At 42.4% G+C, this 18957-nt stretch carries 16 protein-coding genes; 15 read left to right on the forward strand and 1 reads right to left on the reverse strand.

Features of this window, described 5'->3' with window-relative positions:
* The first annotated feature begins 9 nt into the window (after positions 1-9).
* The 14 genes from QT990_RS24305 to QT990_RS24370 all read left to right on the forward strand — a co-directional run bounded on the left by QT990_RS24305 (position 10) and on the right by QT990_RS24370 (position 16126).
* Entirely contained in the window at positions 10-1113 is a 1104-nt protein-coding gene (locus tag QT990_RS24305; RefSeq protein ID WP_333309118.1) for a glycosyltransferase family 4 protein, read from the forward strand.
* A gap of 2 nt (positions 1114-1115) precedes the next feature.
* Positions 1116-2078 carry a glycosyltransferase family A protein gene (locus QT990_RS24310; RefSeq protein ID WP_333309117.1) on the forward strand — a complete coding sequence of 321 codons (963 nt, stop codon included), beginning with the start codon at positions 1116-1118 and terminating at the stop codon, positions 2076-2078.
* A gap of 58 nt (positions 2079-2136) precedes the next feature.
* Complete coding sequence (locus QT990_RS24315) at positions 2137-3231, forward strand: glycosyltransferase (RefSeq protein ID WP_333309115.1); 1095 nt, start codon at positions 2137-2139, stop codon at positions 3229-3231.
* Between the two features lie 27 nt (positions 3232-3258).
* Positions 3259-4524, forward strand: a complete 1266-nt coding sequence (locus tag QT990_RS24320) for a hypothetical protein (RefSeq protein ID WP_333309114.1) — start codon at positions 3259-3261, stop codon at positions 4522-4524.
* Positions 4525-4566: 42 nt separating this feature from the next.
* On the forward strand, positions 4567-5793 hold the full coding sequence (locus QT990_RS24325; protein ID WP_333309113.1) for an O-antigen ligase family protein: 1227 nt from the start codon (positions 4567-4569) through the stop codon (positions 5791-5793).
* Positions 5786-6952, forward strand: coding sequence for a glycosyltransferase (locus QT990_RS24330; RefSeq protein ID WP_333309111.1), 1167 nt, complete (start codon positions 5786-5788; stop codon positions 6950-6952). The genes QT990_RS24325 and QT990_RS24330 overlap by 8 nt, the downstream gene beginning before the upstream one ends.
* Positions 6953-6966: 14 nt before the next feature.
* Positions 6967-8916 (forward strand): asparagine synthase (glutamine-hydrolyzing), encoded by a 1950-nt coding sequence (gene asnB / locus QT990_RS24335; RefSeq protein ID WP_333309109.1) that lies wholly within the window; start codon positions 6967-6969, stop codon positions 8914-8916.
* A gap of 19 nt (positions 8917-8935) precedes the next feature.
* On the forward strand, positions 8936-9517 hold the full coding sequence (locus QT990_RS24340; RefSeq protein ID WP_333309108.1) for a hypothetical protein: 582 nt from the start codon (positions 8936-8938) through the stop codon (positions 9515-9517).
* A gap of 10 nt (positions 9518-9527) precedes the next feature.
* Positions 9528-10682: a glycosyltransferase gene (locus QT990_RS24345; protein WP_333309106.1), complete on the forward strand. Its 1155-nt coding sequence runs from the start codon at positions 9528-9530 to the stop codon at positions 10680-10682.
* Positions 10679-11626 carry an NAD-dependent epimerase/dehydratase family protein gene (locus tag QT990_RS24350; protein WP_333309105.1) on the forward strand — a complete coding sequence of 316 codons (948 nt, stop codon included), beginning with the start codon at positions 10679-10681 and terminating at the stop codon, positions 11624-11626. The genes QT990_RS24345 and QT990_RS24350 overlap by 4 nt, the downstream gene beginning before the upstream one ends.
* Before the next feature lie 82 nt (positions 11627-11708).
* Positions 11709-12782 carry a GNAT family N-acetyltransferase gene (locus QT990_RS24355; protein ID WP_333309103.1) on the forward strand — a complete coding sequence of 358 codons (1074 nt, stop codon included), beginning with the start codon at positions 11709-11711 and terminating at the stop codon, positions 12780-12782.
* Positions 12783-12835: 53 nt separating this feature from the next.
* Positions 12836-13597, forward strand: a complete 762-nt coding sequence (locus QT990_RS24360; RefSeq protein ID WP_333309100.1) for a class I SAM-dependent methyltransferase — start codon at positions 12836-12838, stop codon at positions 13595-13597.
* Between the two features lie 441 nt (positions 13598-14038).
* The gene (locus QT990_RS24365; protein ID WP_333309098.1) at positions 14039-14749 is read left to right on the forward strand and encodes a sugar transferase; all 711 of its coding nucleotides are present in this window, start codon (positions 14039-14041) and stop codon (positions 14747-14749) included.
* Between the two features lie 240 nt (positions 14750-14989).
* Entirely contained in the window at positions 14990-16126 is a 1137-nt protein-coding gene (locus tag QT990_RS24370) for an aminotransferase class I/II-fold pyridoxal phosphate-dependent enzyme (RefSeq protein WP_333309096.1), read from the forward strand.
* 129 nt (positions 16127-16255) lie between these two features.
* Here the strand turns inward: QT990_RS24370 and QT990_RS24375 are convergent, their stop codons facing one another.
* On the reverse strand, positions 16256-17554 hold the full coding sequence (locus QT990_RS24375; RefSeq protein ID WP_333309092.1) for a HEAT repeat domain-containing protein: 1299 nt from the start codon (positions 17552-17554) through the stop codon (positions 16256-16258).
* Positions 17555-17782: 228 nt separating this feature from the next.
* On the opposite strand from QT990_RS24375, the gene QT990_RS24380 reads away from it, so the two are divergent.
* Complete coding sequence (locus QT990_RS24380) at positions 17783-18649, forward strand: lipid kinase (RefSeq protein WP_333143363.1); 867 nt, start codon at positions 17783-17785, stop codon at positions 18647-18649.
* The last annotated feature ends 308 nt before the right edge of the window (positions 18650-18957 follow it).

Genomic DNA, 18957 nt, shown 5'->3' on the forward strand with positions numbered 1-18957 from the left:
CCCAAGAAAATGCGTTGTACATTGATTATTTATTCACTGACTTCTGGTGGTGCGGAGCGGGTAATATCGAACATGGCTAATTATTGGGCAGCAAAGGGTTGGGAAATAAATCTATTAACTTTTGATGACGATAAGAAAAAACCATTTTACGATCTTGACTCCCAAATTTCCCATATTCCTTTAGATATAGCCGGACAGTCTCCTAACCCAATCATAGGTATCTGGAATAATTTAACCCGCATTCAACCACTGCGAACTGCGATAATTAGGAGTAAACCTAATGTTGTCATTAGCTTTATGAACCAAACAAATGAAATCGTTTTGTTGGCAACTCGATGGTTGAACGTACCAGTGGTAGTGTCAGAGCGTAACGATCCGGCAAGCCAAACTACAGGTAAGATTTGGGTAAAACTGCGCCAATGGACTTATCCATTTGCCAATCGCATTGTTGTTCAAACCAAAAGGGCAGGGGATTATTTTTCATCTAAGCTACAAGAGCGTATTTGTGTTATACCTAACCCAGTATTGTTGCCTCCAGATGAAAAAAAAATATCTGACAAGCTGTTGAGTGATCGCTCGCTAATTGGGATTGGTCGTCTCGAACACCAAAAAGGCTTCGATTTGTTGCTGGAAGCAATGGCAAAACTGAAAGACGGTTATCCCGAATGGACATTAACCATTTTAGGAGAAGGAGAGTTACGCCCACAATTAGAATCTTTGCGTAATGAATTGGGATTGGGCGATCGCGTTCATCTCCTTGGACGAGTAACAAACCCCCATGAATTTCTCAAACAGGGAGATATTTTCATTATGTCTTCGCGCTTTGAGGGTTTTCCCAATGCCTTGTGTGAAGCGATGGCTTGCGGGCTACCAGTCATTTCCACAGATTGTCCTAACGGGCCAAGAGAGATTATCCGCGATGGTGTAGATGGTATCTTAGTCCCGAATGAAGATGTGTCAGCATTAGCCGCTGCAATGGAGCGCTTAATGTCCGATGAAAAAGAACGCCAACGTTTAGGCGATCGTGCTAAAGAGGTAACAGAAAAGTTCGGTTTAGAAAAAGTGATGCTGATCTGGGAATCATTAATTCATGAAGTAATCAAGGAGTCATAGAAATGTTCACAGAAGATAGCAAACCAGTACAAAACAATCAAAAATACCAATATGTATTTACAGGTGGCACTGCAACTTATAACCGTCGCCATACTCTCCATCGGGTTTACGAGAGCCTGAAAGCACAAACTTACCGTGATTTAGAGTGGTTAATAGTCGATGATGGCTCCACTGACAATAGTCGTGAATTAGTCGAGCAATGGCAGCAGGAAAACCTATTTCCGATTCGCTATATCTATCAAGAAAATGCACACCTACATATTGCTTTTAATCGAGGTGTAGGAGAAGCTCAGGGAGAATTATTCATCAAGCTTGACTCCGATGATTCCTGCGAACCGCAAGCCTTAGAGCGTTTTAAATACCATTGGGACGCAATTCCACTAGAGCAAAAAGAAAAGTTTTCCGCTGTTACCTGTGTGTGTAAATATACAAATGGTAAAATCGTTGGCGCTATTTTCCCATTTAATCCCACCGATTCTGATTCTCTAGAAATTCGTTATCGCTTTAAGCTCAAAGGAGAAAAATGGGGTTTTCATCGTACTGAGGTACTCCTGAAATTTTTATGCGCTGAACAAATAATTCAAACTAACTTGCCCGAATCCGTGCGATGGAGTAGGATTGCCAAAAAGTATAAAACTAGGTTTGTTAAGGAAGCTTTAAGAACCTATTGGACAGACCAGCCTTCAATCATGCGGAATTCTCAAAATTCAAGGAAGGTTGCTATTGGGGCGCAAATCAACCATTTAGATATTTTAAATGACTACACAGAATGGTTTCGTTTCGAGCCGTTGAGTTTTTTGCGCTCTGCTGTCCACTACCGTCGATTTTCTTTCCATCTAGGCAATAAAATTAGGCAACAAATCGGCAATATTAAGACATCTATTGGTAAAATTTTATGGCTAATAGCATTACCTGTGGGATACTCAGTTTACCTCAAGGATAACTATACAAATAAAGCATCATAAATGGGAGTAGAATATCAACTATTACGAATACCAATTAAAAATACCAGTAGGTATAAATATGTATCAAAAACGAATCGCTTTCTTTCTTCCTAGTTTAGCTGGTGGCGGCGCCGAAAGAGTCGCAGTGAATCTGCTCCAAGGTATGGTGAAACGAGATGTGCCTTTAGATTTGATTTTAGCTAGTGCAGAGGGGCCTTATTTAAAACAAGTACCCGAACAAGTGCGTTTAATTGACTTGGGAGTAGGAAGGGTGATGAAGGCTGTTTTGCCTTTGGCGCGTTATTTAAAAGAAAACCAACCTATTGCGCTACTTTCACACATGAACCATACTAACGTCAGCGCCATATTAGCCAGAGATTTTGCCGGCGCAAAAACTCGGTTAGTCTTGGTAGAACATAATACCTTATCATTCTATAAATCTAAGTTATTTCGGAGTAAACTTGTTCCTCCATTTATGAAATTGCTTTATCCTCGTGCAGATGTCATTGTTGGAGTTTCTCAAGGCGTAGCGGAGGATTTGGATCGCCAAATGGGTTTTGAGCCAGGAAAAGTTAGGGTAGTTTACAATCCAGTTGTCGATCGTGAGATGCTTGCTAAATCAAAAGCATCTCTAGAGCATCCCTGGTTTCAACCCGGAAATCCTCCGGTATTTTTAGCAGTGGGGAGGTTAACAGAGCAGAAAGATTTCTTGAATTTGATTAAAGCTTTTGCGCTGCTAAGAAAGCAAAGACTGGCTCGTTTAATTATTTTAGGTGAAGGGGAATGTCGGAGCGAATTAGAAGCAGCGATCGAGCATTTAGAAATCTCTGAAGATGTTGCATTGCCCGGTTTCGTGCAAAATCCTTATGCTTATATGTCTCATGCTAGTGGTTTCGTGCTTTCCTCCCGCCATGAAGGATTGCCCACAGTATTAATTGAAGCGATGGCTTGCGGTTGTCCGGTGGTTGCTACTGATTGTCCCTCAGGGCCAAAAGAAATTTTAGAAGCGGGAAAATATGGTGCTTTAGTACCTATTGAAAATCCAGCAGCATTGGCAGAGGCTATGCTCAAAAATCTGGATGCACCTCTAAGCCGAGATGTCTTGGTAGAACGGGGAACGTATTTTTCGTTCGATCGAGCAGTTTCAGAATATCTGGAACTCATGCACTATTAATCAACTATATTAGTAAAATATGCCCCCATGAAAAATTTACTTCGGAGAGCTAAATACCTGATTAGGCGTTTTTATAAAGTGGCAATTGTTGCTATATGTATAATTGCGATCTGTGTGGGTTATGCAAATACACAAGGGAAAACTCAAGCAAATATACCAGCCCAAAAAGTACAGCCTAAACTGATCCAATTTGGCTGGGGGGTACCTACACCTACCTTTGTCAAGCAAAATATTCAAGAAATGGAAAAGCGCCCCTTTGACGGTATGGTGATGAAACTTAGTGTGGGAAAACAAGTATTTCTGCATAAACCTTATGCTCCTCAAAAATTCACTGAAGATTTAGCCAGCTTGCAATCGACTAAGTTTACTAAGTTTACAGATAACTTTGTCGTAATGTGGGCAACAACAGAAGAGGGATGGGATTGGTTTAATGAGAGCGATTGGCAAGCAGCCGAACAGAATATTCGTTTGTTTGCAAAAGCAGCACGAGCGGGAAAATTGGCAGGTATTCTTTTCGATCCGGAACCTTATGGTGAAAATCCTTGGATTTATCCCAAGCAGCCCAGTGCCAAAGAAAAATCTTTTGCAGAATACTCGCAGCAGGTACGCCAGCGAGGGTCCCAATTTATGCAAGCACTTCAACAGGAATTACCTGGAGTCAAAGTGCTTGCTTTATTTCAATTGAGCTATTTACACCGTTTGCTAGATGAATCAGATCCTCAAGAGCGGAGGCGCAAGCTTTCTACACATCAATACGGGCTTTTAGCTCCTTTCCTGAATGGTATGTTAGATGCTGCCAGTCCAAATACAAGGATATCTGATGGGAACGAGCGTTCTTATTATTATACAAATAGCCAGTCTTTTTTCGAGTCATACAAGTTAATTAAAGAGAAAGTTCTCATTTTTGTAGATCCCGAAAACCGTTCAAAATACAACCTGCAAGTACAAGTAGGGCAAGCTCTCTATATAGACCAATTATTGGCCCTGCGCAAACCTCCTGAAGAACTCCTCAGTTACCATCTCACACCCGAAGAAAGAGCCAAATGGCTCGAACACAATACATATTATGCCCTGTCTACTACGGATGAGTATGTCTGGTGTTATAGTGAGGAAATGAATTGGTGGAAAAATCAGGTGCCTGATGGAGCTGAAGAGGCACTCCAATCGGCTCGGAAAAAGATAGATAGCGGCAATCCTTTAGGGTTTAACATTGAAGCTATGCTTCAAAAAGCCAGACTTATGCAAAAAGTTCAAAAAATGACGCACACAAGCACAGACATTGACAAAAGATAATCTTAAAATTTTCCCCTACTATAAATTTTGGAGGTATGAATTATGGTCGAAGTAAAAAATGTTTACTTGCCTAAATCTAATGGGGTACTTGAGAATTTTAAAAAATGCTTGATATTAGCTCCACTGCCAGTTATTTCTCTGCTAATTTACATGATCTTAAAAAGCACTCAAATTTTTCCTGACGATCGACCATTAGCTAACCTATGGCATCCAGCCTATTTGGGTTGGTATGATTTTATGTTAGGAATTTCTGTTGCGATCTGCATGCTCAATGGTATTGTTAAATTAGATGTAAAGGATTTATTGTTTGTGCTTTCATTAGTAACAATTCTTTTATTGAGTTTTACAAACGCCAGCCAGCTAGGAGATGAATATATAGTAGATAGTATAGTTTGCTTTTTGAGGTTTGTATCGATTTTTTATCTAGCTAAAGCGCTAGTTATTCGACTGGGTACAGAGACAGCGCAAAGTATATTAATGATTTTATTTATTATTTTAGCAATTAGCGCTTTGTTTGTTTACAGACTGCAATTAGGATCTTTTAATAGAATTTATGCCTCCGCAATGACTGTGGCTAGTTTTAGTCAGGTATCGGTAATAGTATGTTTGATAGCTGTCAAAGGCAAGTATAATAAAATGGCATTGTTTTCTTTGCTGTTTTTATTGCTGACATTTAGCCGCACGTCCCTGGTATTGCTACTATTTTTGTTTGCAATTTATTCTCGCACATTACCATTAAAAACCACAATCAAATATTATAGTGTAATGATAGGTGTTACGATTGTTTCTCTGTTTTTGTTGCTTACTTTTGGGGGAGATATTTTTGCATCTGTCATTGCCGAGCGCACAGATACAGAAGGACTTTCTACTTTAAATTCGAGAGACGCAATCTGGGGCCACGCTATGATGATGTTTGACTCGGGATACATTCCCCTGTTCGGGATTGGTTGGAACGCTACACCATACCTGATAGTCAATACAAACCTGAGCTTTATCGATAAAGATGGAGTTTATTACCCTCCGCACTTTCACAGCATTGTGATAGAATATGCTTGCGGACTCGGGATTTCTTCTTTATTTATCTGGTTCTGTCTCATAAAAAGAATCTGGCAAACATTTTATCATAATCTTTATCCAGCCTTTTTTATTTTTGCATTCTTTTTGATGAGTCAATCAGGAGATTTTACTTTTTACCGTCCCAAGGAATTAATTATTTGGTCGCTAATGCTAGGACTTGCTGAAGGTCAATGGAGATTGGAACATGGATAATCAATTTGCGATAGTTCATATTATTACTGGACTTGATACAGGTGGCGCTGAAATGATGCTGTATCAGATGCTTACCAAGACCGATCGAGGACGCTACAATCCAACTGTGATTTCTTTGATAGATCTCGGCACCTTGGGCGATCGCATTGAAGCATTAGGTATCCCTGTCTATACAATTGGTATGGAACCGGGAAAGATACCTACACCAAATATCATTTGGAAATTGGTTAACACCGTCCGTAAAATTCAGCCCGATTTGATTCAAGGTTGGATGCCTCACGGCAATTTAGCGGCGCAGTTAGCTGCGATTTTTTCATCGCGGAAAATACCTGTTTTGTGGGATATTCAGTCTTCTCTTTATTCCTTGGCTTTAGAAAAGAAATTGACGGCCATTGTTCTAAAAATTGGTGCTTATCTATCGCGCTTGACTTTTAAGATAGTCTATGTATCTAAAGTTGCTCAAGCTCAACATGAAGCTTTGGGTTTTGCCAGCGATAAAAGCTGCTTCATTCCCAACGGAATTGATATTAACCGCTTTGTCCCTTCCCGCGAAGCCAAATTAAAATTCCGCCAAGAACTAGGTTTGCCTCAAACAGCATTTTTAATCGGGTTAATTTGTCGCTATCACCCGCAGAAGGATCATCCTAACTTTATCAAAGCTGCTGCCTTGCTCTTAAAAAATCAGCCGGATATCCATTTTATTATGGTGGGCAATGCAGTGGAGGCAAAAAATCAGGATTTGCATCAGTTAATTCAGGAGTTAGGCATTGCCGATCGAATCCACTTGTTAGGAGAGCGGAAGGATATCTCTTACATAACGGCTGCACTCGATATTGCTTGTTCTGCTTCTGCTTTTGGTGAAGCTTCTCCTCTGATCGTAGCAGAATCCATGTCGGCCGGTGTCCCCTGTGTCGTCACAGATGTGGGAGATTCAGGCTGGATGATAGGCGACACGGGACGGGTAGTACCTCCCAAAGATCCCGAGGCACTGGCGAAAGCTTGGGAAGAGTTGCTCGATTTAGGCTCCGACTATCGAGAAACATTAGGAAAATTAGCGCGGGCGAGAGCTATCGAATGCTTTTCTTTAGACTCGGTTGTCGCTAACTATGAAAGCTTGTATGAACGTGCGATAACTCAAAAACAAATCGATGATATATAGAGGAATTAAGACAAATGTGTGGCATTACTGGTTTTTGGGCTTTATCTAGGGATCTAAAAGGTGAAGAAATACATAATATCATCCAGCAGATGCTCGTGCCTTTACTGCATCGAGGCCCTGATAGTAGTGGCATCTGGGCAGATGAATCGCTGGGAATTGCCTTAGGGCATCGACGGTTGGCAATTGTAGACCTTTCGCCAGAAGGACATCAACCAATGTTGTCTGCTGACGGACGTTACGCGATCGTCTTTAATGGCGAAATTTATAACTTTTTAGAATTACGGCAGGAACTTACCAAGTACGGTAACAAGTTTCGAGGGCATTCCGATACCGAAATCATGCTAGCAGGTTTTAGCCAATGGGGAGTAAAGGCTGCGATCGAACGCTTTAACGGTATGTTTGCCTTTGCCTTGTGGGATCGTCAAGAGCGACTTTTGCATTTAGGGCGCGATCGCTTAGGAGAAAAACCCCTCTACTATGGGTGGATGGGGCAGACTCTCTTATTTGCCTCCGAATTAAAAGCCCTGAAAGCTTATCCCAATTTTCCAACTGAAATTAACCGCGATGCTTTAGCACTATTTTTCCGGCATAACTACATACCCGCGCCTTATTCAATCTACAAAGGCATCTATAAATTACCGCCAGCAACAGTCCTCACCTGGAACGGTACAGCTACTCATCCCGCACCAGTTCCCTATTGGTGTGCCAAAGAAGCAGCAGAATTTGGCGTTGCTAATCCCTTCACCGGGTCAGAACAGGAAGCAATAGACCAAATGGATGCACTACTGCGAGATGCAGTCGCATTGCGCATGGTGGCAGATGTGCCTTTAGGTGCTTTTCTTTCCGGAGGTATTGACTCCTCCACAGTGGTTGCGCTCATGCAAGCGCAAAGCAGCCAACCCGTAAAAACTTTTTCCATCGGTTTTTATGAAGATGAACGGAACGAAGCACCCTATGCCAAAGCCGTCGCGCAACACCTCAAAACAGACCATACAGAACTTTATTTGACGGCAAAAGATTCGCTGGCTGTCATTCCCAAACTGGCCATTTTATATGATGAACCCTTCTCCGACGTTTCTGCAATACCTACTTTTTTGGTATCTCAAATGGCCAGAGAGTACGTAACAGTAAGTCTTTCGGGCGATGCTGGCGATGAATTATTTGGGGGATACACACGCTATTTTTTAGGTAAGAGAATTTGGCAGAAAATCGGCTCGCTACCAAAAACGCTACGCCAGATAGTTGCCTCCGCCTTGACAAGCTTATCGCCTCAAACTTGGAATCGCTTCTTAGCTAACTTTAATAATTTACTGCCTATCGTACTTAAGCAACCAAGCCCTGGGGACAAATTACATCTAATTGCCGAATTTTTGGCAGCTTCCGATCGCGAATCTATGTACAGAAATCTTGTTTCTTACTGGAAACAGCCAGAAACATTAGTAATAGGATCATCTGAACCAACAACAAAGTTAAGCGATCGCCAATCCTGGGCAGAAGTACCCTCGTTCATCGAAAGCATGATGTACCTCGACACAGTAACTTATCTACCGGACGACATCTTGGTTAAATTAGATCGCGCAAGTATGGGTGTCAGTTTAGAAGGTCGAATACCATTTTTAGACCATCGCGTGGTAGAATTCGCTTGGCGCATACCATTATCAATGAAAATTCGGAACGATCGAGGGAAGTGGCTATTGCGTCAAATTTTGGATAAGTACGTGCCAAAAAATTTAATCGATCGCCCTAAAACTGGTTTTGGCGTTCCCATCAATAGCTGGTTGCGCGATCCTTTGCGGGATTGGGCTGAATCCCTCCTCAATGAAGATCGGTTGCGTCGAGAAGGGTTTTTGAATCCCCAGCCAATCCGTCAAAAGTGGGCCGAACATCTGGCGGGCGATCGTGACTGGAAATATGATTTATGGGATGTGTTGATGTTCCAAGCTTGGCTAGAGGAAAATCATTAGCCTGATTTAAGAATGATTTATGAAAGATAACTTGCCACAAAATTATCCATCAGTTTCTCCAGAAACAATAGAACAAGTAATTGATTCAAAAAAAATTGCCATTATCGGCAATCAAGGGGCTGGAAAAACAACTCTTGCCCTCAAATTAGCTGAAATTATTCAACTCGATTACGTTGAAGCATTTATATTTTGGAAGGGAAATCAAATGACCGCAGCAGAAATTCAGGAACTCAAGGATCGAATGAGCATGCGAGAAAACTGGATTATTGATGGCGACTTCGGATTGCTCGAATTGGCCGAGACAGTCATCTTGCTTGATTTTCCACTAATTCTTTGTCTGTGGCGTGCTGGCAAGCGCAGTTTTAAGAATATTCTGAATTGGAATTTTAATTCCCTCAATGTATACCGACAAATACCAGCAAAGATTGGGGAACGGCTGCACTTTTTTGCAGATGTTTATAAATATCCCTCAAAATCCGGAAAAACTCATGTGGCAAAATTTGAGGTTTTAGCGGCAAAACAAAACCAGATAGTTCTGAAATCACCAAAGGAAGTAGAGATTTTTTTGCAAGCTTTAGAATTACAAAAATCCCGACAATAAATAGCGAAAAATGAACAGACTGTTAATCGTTACGACTGTACCTGAAACTCTTGACTTTTTCGTTCCTCTTACCCACCACTTACGTGCCAAAGGTTGGCGGATTGATGCTATGGCTAGAGAGGTTTCAGCTAGCCCCAGCCATTTAAAAATTTTCGATCGCGTCTGGGATGTAGAATGGTCGCGCAACCCGCTAGAACCCCAAAACCTAATAGTCGCCCCACAACAAATTCGAGATGTGTTGAGCCAACAGAAGTACGACATAGTAAATGTTTCCACGCCCGTAGCTGCTTTTGTTACCCGGTACGCCCTTAATGATTTGAGAAAGCAGGGAAAATTAAAGTTAATCTACACTGCTCAAGGTTTTCACTTCTACCAGGGAGGCGCACCCCATAAAAATGCGATATTCTTGGGACTAGAAAAGATTGCTGGGCCTTGGACAGACTATTTAGTAGTAGTTAATCGGGAAGATGAGTCAGTGGCAAAGCGCTATGGCCTCATTTCTGCCGATCGAGTTCGTTATATCCCCGGAACGGGTTTAAATCTCGATGACTTTAATCCCCATGCTATTTCCGAAGCTGAGATCATGCGAGTACGTCAAGAGTTGGGATTAGCACCAGAAAACTCTTTGTTTTTATCGGTGGCTGAATTTATTCTCCGCAAGCGTCCTGGGGATATTTTAAAGGCATTTGCCCAACTCGGTCGGCCTCAAGTACATTTAGCCTTCGCCGGAAATGGACTAATTTTCGAGGAAATGCAGCAACTCGCAGCCAAGTTGGGAATTCAAAACCAAGTGCATTTTTTGGGGTTTCGTCGGGACATTCCTGTTTTGATGCGGGCCTCAGCAGCAACAGTCCTGGCTTCTGAGCAAGAGGGGCTTCCCAATTGTGTTATGGAGTCGCTGTGCCTGGAAGTTCCGGCGATCGGTACAGATATTCGTGGCACTCGCGACTTACTGGAAGGAGGTTGCGGCCTTCTTGTCAAGTTGGGAGATATCGACGGGTTGGCTCAGGCTATGGCTTGGGTGCTAGATCATCCTCAAGCAGCTCGCGAAATGGCACAGCGCGCTAGGAAAAGCATACTTGCTTACGAACTCCAGAACATCCTGAAGCAATACGAGGCTTTGTACGCTGAAATCAACAATCAACAATTAACAATTAACCAATGAGTAATATAGTTACAGGCGCGGCAGGTTTTATCGGCTCTCACTTAGTAGAAACTCTCTTAAAGCAAGGTGAGAAAGTTATCGGAATTGATGAAGTCAACGATTATTACGACCCAGAATTGAAGAGAAAAAATCTCGCTCATTTTGCGAAAAATCAAAATTTTCAACTGCTGGAGGAGAATATTTTATCTTTGGATTGGCGAGCGCTCTTAGCTAATACAGAAGTCATTTATCACCAAGCCGCGCAAGCCGGCGTCCGCGCTAGTTGGGGAGAGGGTTTCCGCAGCTACACCGATCGCAATATCAATGCAACTCAGGTACTCTTAGAAGCAGCCAAAAATGCACCGCAACTGAAAAGATTTGTGCTAGCTTCTTCTTCTTCGGTGTACGGCAATGCTGAAACTTTCCCTACCAGCGAAACTGCATGTCCTCAACCAGTTTCTCCCTACGGAATTACTAAGTTAGCCGCTGAACGTTTGTGTTCGCTTTATTATCACAATTTCGGCGTTCCGGCAACCATGTTGCGCTATTTCACGGTTTACGGGCCTCGCCAGCGTCCCGATATGGCATTCCACATATTTTTTAAATCAATTTTGCGCGGCGAAGCGATTTCAATTTACGGAGACGGACAGCAAACCCGAGACTTCACGTTTATCAGCGATTGCATTGCTGCTAATTTAGCTGCTGCTAAAGTTCCAGAATCTGTGGGCGAAATTTTCAATATAGGAGGGGGAAGTCGAGTTGCTTTAGCAGAAGTTATTCACACAATGGAAAACATTGTCGATCGCCCGATTCGCATCAATTACCTAGAATCGAGTAAAGGAGATGCGCGGGATACTAGCGCTGACGTATCCAAAGCTCAGAAAATATTGGGATATCAGGCACAGGTTTCTTTGAGGGAAGGATTGAGACAAGAATGGGAATGGGTGCAGTCTTTGTATGGTTAGGGCATACTTAACCTACTTGGCGGATGCAGCTACCGGCAGGGATTGTACCGGAAAGGAAATTTATTGTTTATTAGAGGAAAAAATGAAGATTCGAGTAATTAATTTATCAGACTCTTTGTGGTTAGAGACTCTGCAAAAACTTCGCCACGATATTTATCATTTGCCTGAGTATCTATATTTAGAGTCTGTTAGGTACAACGCCGTAGCAGAAGCTATTTTGATAGCGGAAGATGACAAAATATTTTTTCTGCCTTATTTGTTGCGTCGGTGCGATCACATATTTGACCAAAGCTTAGCAACACAAGAAGCTTTTGATGTAGTCTCCCCTTATGGTTATCCGGGAATTCTGTTGAGTGATAAGGCAGCTAGTACGAAAGAGTTTTTAGATGGGGCAATCAATCAGCTAATCTCTGCATTGCGTGCCAAGGGGGTGTGTTCGGCATTTTTTCGGCTGCATCCGATACTTAACAGCGGCTTCAATGAGTTTTTATCTCCCGATATTTGCAACGTTAATGGAGAAACTGTATCTGTTAATTTGAAACTCTCCGAAGCAGAAATATGGAGTCAAACTCGATCGGAACACCGCACCAGTATTAATAAGTTGAAACGTTCGGGAATGACTGCTAGAATGGTTCCATTTCAGGAGTATATCAGCGAGTTTATTTCAATTTACTATGAAACAATGGATCGGTTAGGGGCTGGGCGATCGTACTATTTTGATGATGAATACTTTTCGCATTTCTCTAAACTCGGTGAAAAAGTCCACTTGTGTATAGTTGAATTAGAGGATAAAGTTACTTGTTCAGGGATATTTACGGAGTGTGGTGGAATAATTCAATATCATTTGGGAGGAACCAGAAACGAGTTTTTTAAACAAGCACCCAGCAAGCTAATGTTCGATTATGTTCGATTTTGGGCTAAAGAACGTGGCAATGAAGTTTTTCATTTGGGGGGAGGTGTTGGAGGTGGCAAGGATAGTCTCTATCATTTTAAAGCAGGTTTTTCTAAGCAGACGCATACCTTTCTGACGCTGCGCTTAATTATAAATGAAGAAAAATATCGCCATCTGGTTGAATTGCAGGCAAAGTCTTTAAATGCGGAGGTTGAAGAACTACTGAGTACAAAATTTTTCCCTGCTTATCGCTGCACCAAATAAAGTTAAATAAAATTGAAATTTGCCAAGATTTTTGAATAGGAATTGAAAAGTATATGTCACTCATCAACAACAAAGAAGTTTACAGTACAGTCGAATTTGAGCTGTGGGCCGATAAAAAAAGTCTCACCGAAGACGAAAAGTATCTAATTGTCAAGTATTTGAAGAAAAATGAAAAAACAGTTGAAGCTGGCACGGCAGCGGGAAGAATTTTGTGGGAAATGAAAGATTTAGGTTTTCAAAAGCTTTACGGGTATGATTATGTGCCTGAATTTATCGAAGAAGCAAAGCAGAGAGATAGAAATCAGATGATCTCTTTTGAAGTGCAGGATGCAACTGATTTAACTTACGCAAATTCAGGTTTCGAGCAGATAATTTACTTGCAGCAAATTGTGTGTTTTATAGAGGAAGAGGAAAAAAGATTAAAAGCTTTGACAGAGGCTTATCGGATTCTCAAAAATGGGGGAACAGCAGTCTTCTCATTTTTAAGTTTTGAATCGAGAATCAAAAGTCCGTTTGTATTTTATTTAGCATATTTAAGTATGTTGAGGAGGTTATCTGGATCGAATCGCTCAATTCAATATATCCCTTGGCTTAAGCTGGGCGGAAAATATAACTTTTTGGCGCTACTCGATCGCGGGCCTTACCCATATTGGTATAAAGTACAAGAGGCTCACCAAATCTTGACACAAGTCGGGTTTAAAATAGTTTCCGTTGGTTCTAGTTATCAAATTGGCAAAGGTAAGATGTGTGATGACATAGAATCCTTAAAACATGAATTAATTGCAGGGATGCTTTACTTTGTTTGCAAGAAGTAAATTCTAGTAAAGTGAGTAACTTTATGAACAACTACGATCGCGAGCGTGTCAAGGTGGATTAGCCGGACATAATATTACAGGTTGGACACTGGTAAACGATCGCACCACGATCAATTATACCTCGTTAAGCGTGCAGTCCGCCCGATCGCGGCCATAGATTCTTTTGACTGTAGAACTAGGTATGCAACCATAATTAACGTTTTTTTGAAAAGTCAGCGAGCGTCCCCATCCTCAAAATGTTACAAAAAATTCATAAAACAGCGACGTTTTTTAAATTTTATGTAAAAGTCAGCGATTGTCCCAACCATAGGTTCACAAAAGCTTCATCAAACACCGAAGTTATTTAAAGTTTCTGTAAATTTGAGAGAATTCATTATCGTATAAACCCGGAGTATGCAAAAATCAGGGAAGTACAGTAAATTGCTGTTGGAGTGTAGAATCATGAGTATTTACGAATTACTACCGCTCAAATCAAACTTACCAATATCGCAACTTAATAAACTAGTAAATCCCAAAAAATTCAGCCAATTGGTTAAGTGGGTATTAGATAGATTATGTGCAGCGATCGCCCTTTTGGTTTTCTCTCCCGTAATATTAATAGTTGCGCTCGCCATTTACATCCGCATGGGCGGCCCAATCTTTTTCTGCCAACCCCGTCCCGGTAAAAACGGTCGCGTTTTCAATTTCTACAAGTTTCGCACGATGACCAGCGATTGCGATGCTGATGGCAATTTGCTACCCGACGAACAGCGTCTCATACCCCTGGGTCAATTTCTTCGCAAAACCAGTCTGGACGAACTCCCTCAACTCTGGAACGTTCTCAAAGGTGACATGAGTTTTGTCGGGCCTCGTCCTTTACTCGTCAGATACCTCGATCGCTATACTCCAGAACAAGCACGCCGCCACGAAGTTATGCCTGGAATTACGGGTTGGGCTCAAGTCAATGGTCGCAATACTATTAGCTGGGATGCTAAATTCAAACTAGATGTTTGCTATGTCGATAATTGGAGTTTGTGGTTTGACTTGAAAATTCTGTTTCTGACAGTATTGAAAGTCTTGAAAAGAGACGGAATTAACCAAGAAGGTTATGCTACAGCCCCAGAATTCACAGGTGTGCTTGACGATTCCAAAACTAGCAGTGAGATCCGGTAGCGGTTCGTTTATTAAAACAGACTAAAGATTTTTGAAAGTCCTCTAAAAAAGACTTAAGCTATGAGCCAGGGGTTAAATCCCCTGGCTTCTCTGATTGCTCAATCTAGAAGAAACTAAAACGACACAAAGAAAAATATAATTATTTAGTGGGAGGGCGGGTCAAATTTTTAAACATTCAGCCTAAAGAACTCCTCAAGTCAAACTTTTTTCCAGCCTATCGTTCTCCTAAATCAGAGTAAAATGACAAAACAAATTCTCCTGTCAACACCTCACATGGGTTCCCTCGAACAAGAGTTCGTCAAAGAAGCCTTTGATACCAACTGGATCGCCCCCGTTGGCCCCCATGTAGATGCTTTCGAGCAAGAATTCTGCGAAGTAGTTGGCGCTAAACACGCAGCGGCTGTTAGTTCCGGAACCGCAGCTTTGCATTTAGCTTTACAATTAATTGGTGTCGGTTCGGGAGATGAGGTTTTTTGCTCGACTCTGACTTTTATTGCAACTGCTAGCCCGATTACTTATCTTGGCGCAAAACCAGTTTTTATTGATAGCGATCGCACTTCTTGGAACATGAATCCCGAATTATTGCGATCAGCGCTTGACAAACGAGCCAAAACTGGTAAATTACCCAAAGCTGTTGTTATCGTACACCTTTATGGTCAAAGTTGCGATATCGACCCCATTCTGGAAGCTTGCAATACTTATGAAATTCCGCTAATAGAAGATGCGGCAGAATCTCTAGGGGCTACCTATAAAAATCGATCGCCTGGAAGCGTCGGTAAAATCGGCATTTTCTCATTCAACGGCAATAAAATTATCACCACTTCCGGCGGCGGAATGTTAGTTTCCGATGACCAAAAACTGGTAGAAAAAGCTCGTTTTTTGGCGACACAAGCCCGCGACCCCGCTCCTCATTACCAACACTCAGAAATTGGCTACAATTACCGTCTCAGCAATGTTTTGGCTGGAATTGGTCGCGGTCAATTACGGGTTTTGGAGGAGCGAGTTCAAGCTAGACGACGCAATTTTGACTTTTACAAACAAGCTTTAGGAAACTTGCCGGGAATTGAATTTATGCCGGAAGCTGCTTTTGGACGCGCGACTCGCTGGCTGACTTGTTTGACGATCGATCCAGCCACTTTCGGTGCAGATAGAGAACAAGTTCGCCTAGGGCTTGCTCAAGAGAAAATAGAAGCGCGTCCTGTTTGGAAACCTTTACATTTACAGCCAGTATTTGCTGATTGCGAATGTATGGGCGGTGCGGTGGCCGAAGAGTTATTCGAGTACGGGCTTTGTTTGCCTTCTGGCTCTAATTTAACTGATGAAGATTTAGAGCGAGTGACAAGTGCGATCGCCCAAATTCACAAAGAACATCGATAATATAGCCGAAGGAAGTTCGGCAACGGATTTTGTAACGGATGTAACGGAGGCAGGAAGAAGAAAGATGCGATCGCTATTATATCCCCGACTTATTCAAGAAGTTGGGGAGTTGGGTATTTTGTCTTTTGATTAATTTTGTTGCCATTCTTGCAATGCGATCGCAATTCCCTGTTTTAATCTTGGTTCGAGACTCTCTTGCTTAACTAAGTTTTCTAATTTCGGCCTAGCCTCCATCGCATTTAGCTGTTTGAGCGCAGCCGTGCAGTGCAGCCTGACGCTGCTGTCTGCGTCGCCCAACATTGAAATCAGAGCATCTAGCCCTCTCATATCTCCTAATTTTCCTAAACCTAAAGCTAAAGATTTTTTGCTGACTGCCTCCTGCAGGGCCGGATGATTTGTTTTCAACAAATCAATCAGAATTTCAGCAGCAGCAGCTTTTAATTCCGGCTTTTCCACTCGCCCTAAAACAGTGACAATCTCTTGACAAACAGTAGAATTTATGTTAATAAATTGCGCCATTAATGTCTCATGCAAATATGCTAAAGCGGTTGCAGTTTCCATCCAGCTTAGGGCGCGCACAGTTTCGATTTGCAATTCAACCGGAGTTATCGGCGATCGCAGCAATTCAAATAAAGCAGTGGCTGCAGCATCGGTTTTCACTCGTCCGATCGCGATCGCCGCTTGCTGACAAACTTCTAATCGGATGTCCGAAAGCAAAGGTTTGAGCAAGTTAACTAAATCTAATTCTGCATCTAAATAGGCTCGCACACCCAGAGCTCGCACGGCTTCTTTTCTAACTGCTGTCGCTGGATCTTTGAGTGCTGCTACCAGTACCGGCGGGATGCGGGAGTCGTGAAAGCTGCTCAGGGCCTCGATTGCGGATGCCCGCACCGCAACTTGAGAGTCTCCGACTACGCTCAACAGCGGTGGGATGGTTTCGGTGCGCCGAATTTGAGCGAGTGCTGCTGTGGCAAACTGTCGCGAGTCTTCTTGGAGTAGGAGAGTTGCGAGAGATTCTATGGCTGTCGGGCCGAAATTCCCTAGGGTTTCGGCGGCGATTTGGCTCAATTCTTCGTCGGAATTTTTGACTAATTCTACTAAAGCTTGAATCACTTCCGGGGGATCAAACTTTCCGAGAATGCGGGCGGCGAACCACCGGGGCTCGGTGTCTGCGTCTTCGTCTTCGAGCACGGCAATTAAAGGTGCGATCGCGCCATCTCCCAGATTTGGCAATACTTTAGCAATTTCCCAACGGTCTTGAAAATCGCCCCATTTTAAGGCTTCTATTGCTAAACTGACAGCTTGCTCTAAAATGTGTTGTTCCTGCGGCTTGCTACCGTCGGCTGTCACTTGCTGCAAGCATTCGACTAACCCAGGCCAGTTTTGGCGATCGGCAGCGACTTGCGCTTGTTCTAAAAAGTTAGACATGATTTTAATTTAGTGGCGATCGAGAAGCGAGGTTTTTTGCTGCTAGGTCAGAGCGGGAGGGAGCTACTTTTTACGAATCTTTTGCTACAATTATCCATTTTTTAACATTTTTGTCAATCCATCATAACTGCTAAAATGGAAGTAAAGCATTAATTTCATGCAGTTAAGGCATCAAGCTATACTTTTTGTAATTTAAAATACGCAATATTCCTAATTAAAAATTAACAAATGAAGAAAGCTCTACTTTTAGTAAACCAGCACTCCCGAAAAGGGCAAAAGCTATTATCTCAAGCCACTGGAGAATTAGAAGCACTGGGTTTTGAGTTAATTATAGAATCTACCGACCACGCCCACGAAATTCCCCAAACAATTCGGCGCTACCAAAATCAAGTCGAATTAGTAATAATCGGCGGCGGCGACGGCACTCTCAACGCCGCCATAGAAGGTTTGATAGACACCAAGTTACCCTTGGGTATTTTGCCGATGGGAACTGCTAACGACTTAGCCCGCACTCTGAAAATTCCTACAGCTTTATCCGCAGCTTGTCAAGTAATTGCCAGCGGTAAAGTTCGGCTAATAGACTTAGGTTGGGTGAACGGCCAACATTTTTTTAATGTTGCGAGTTTGGGACTAAGCGTGGAAATTACCCAGCGACTGACTAAAAACGTCAAGCAGCGCTGGGGAGTGTTAGCTTATGCTTTTACTGCTTTGCAGACAATTTTGTCAGCGCGACCGTTTCGAGCAGAAATTAAGGTAAAAAACCAATCTTTTAAGGTTAAAACTATTCAAATTGCCATTGGCAACGGCCGCTATTACGGAGGTGGCATGACAGTTGCCGAGGATGCCACCATCGACGACTGGCGACTGGATTTGTACAGTTTGGAAACAATACACTGGTGGGAAATCATTGGTTTGCTGCCGGCTATGAGGCAAGGAAATTATACCAGTTCGCCTAACGTTCGCGCCTTGTACGCTCAAGAATTTGAGGTTAATACTAGCAAACGCCGTCCGATTAATACTGACGGTGAAATCACAACTTACACGCCTGCCAAATTCCGAGTGATTCCCCAAGCTTTAGCAGTTATAGCTCCTTGATGACTCACAACTAATATAATTATGTTGTGGAACAGGCATCTTGCCTGTTCATATATAATTATGTTGTGGAACAGGCATCTTGCCTGTTCAGATATTAGCCACGGGCAAGATGCCCGTGCCACAATTAATCAATAAATTATATTATGTTGTGGAACAGGCATCTTGCCTGTTCAGATATTAGCCACGGGCAAGATGCCCGTGCCACAATTAATTAATCAATAAATTATATTGTGTTGTGGAACAGGCATCTTGCCTGTTCAGATATTAGCCACGGGCAAGATGCCCGTGCCACAATTAATTAATCAATA

Source organism: Microcoleus sp. T3_B1 (genome assembly GCF_036700445.1).
Taxonomy (GTDB): domain Bacteria; phylum Cyanobacteriota; class Cyanobacteriia; order Cyanobacteriales; family Microcoleaceae; genus Microcoleus.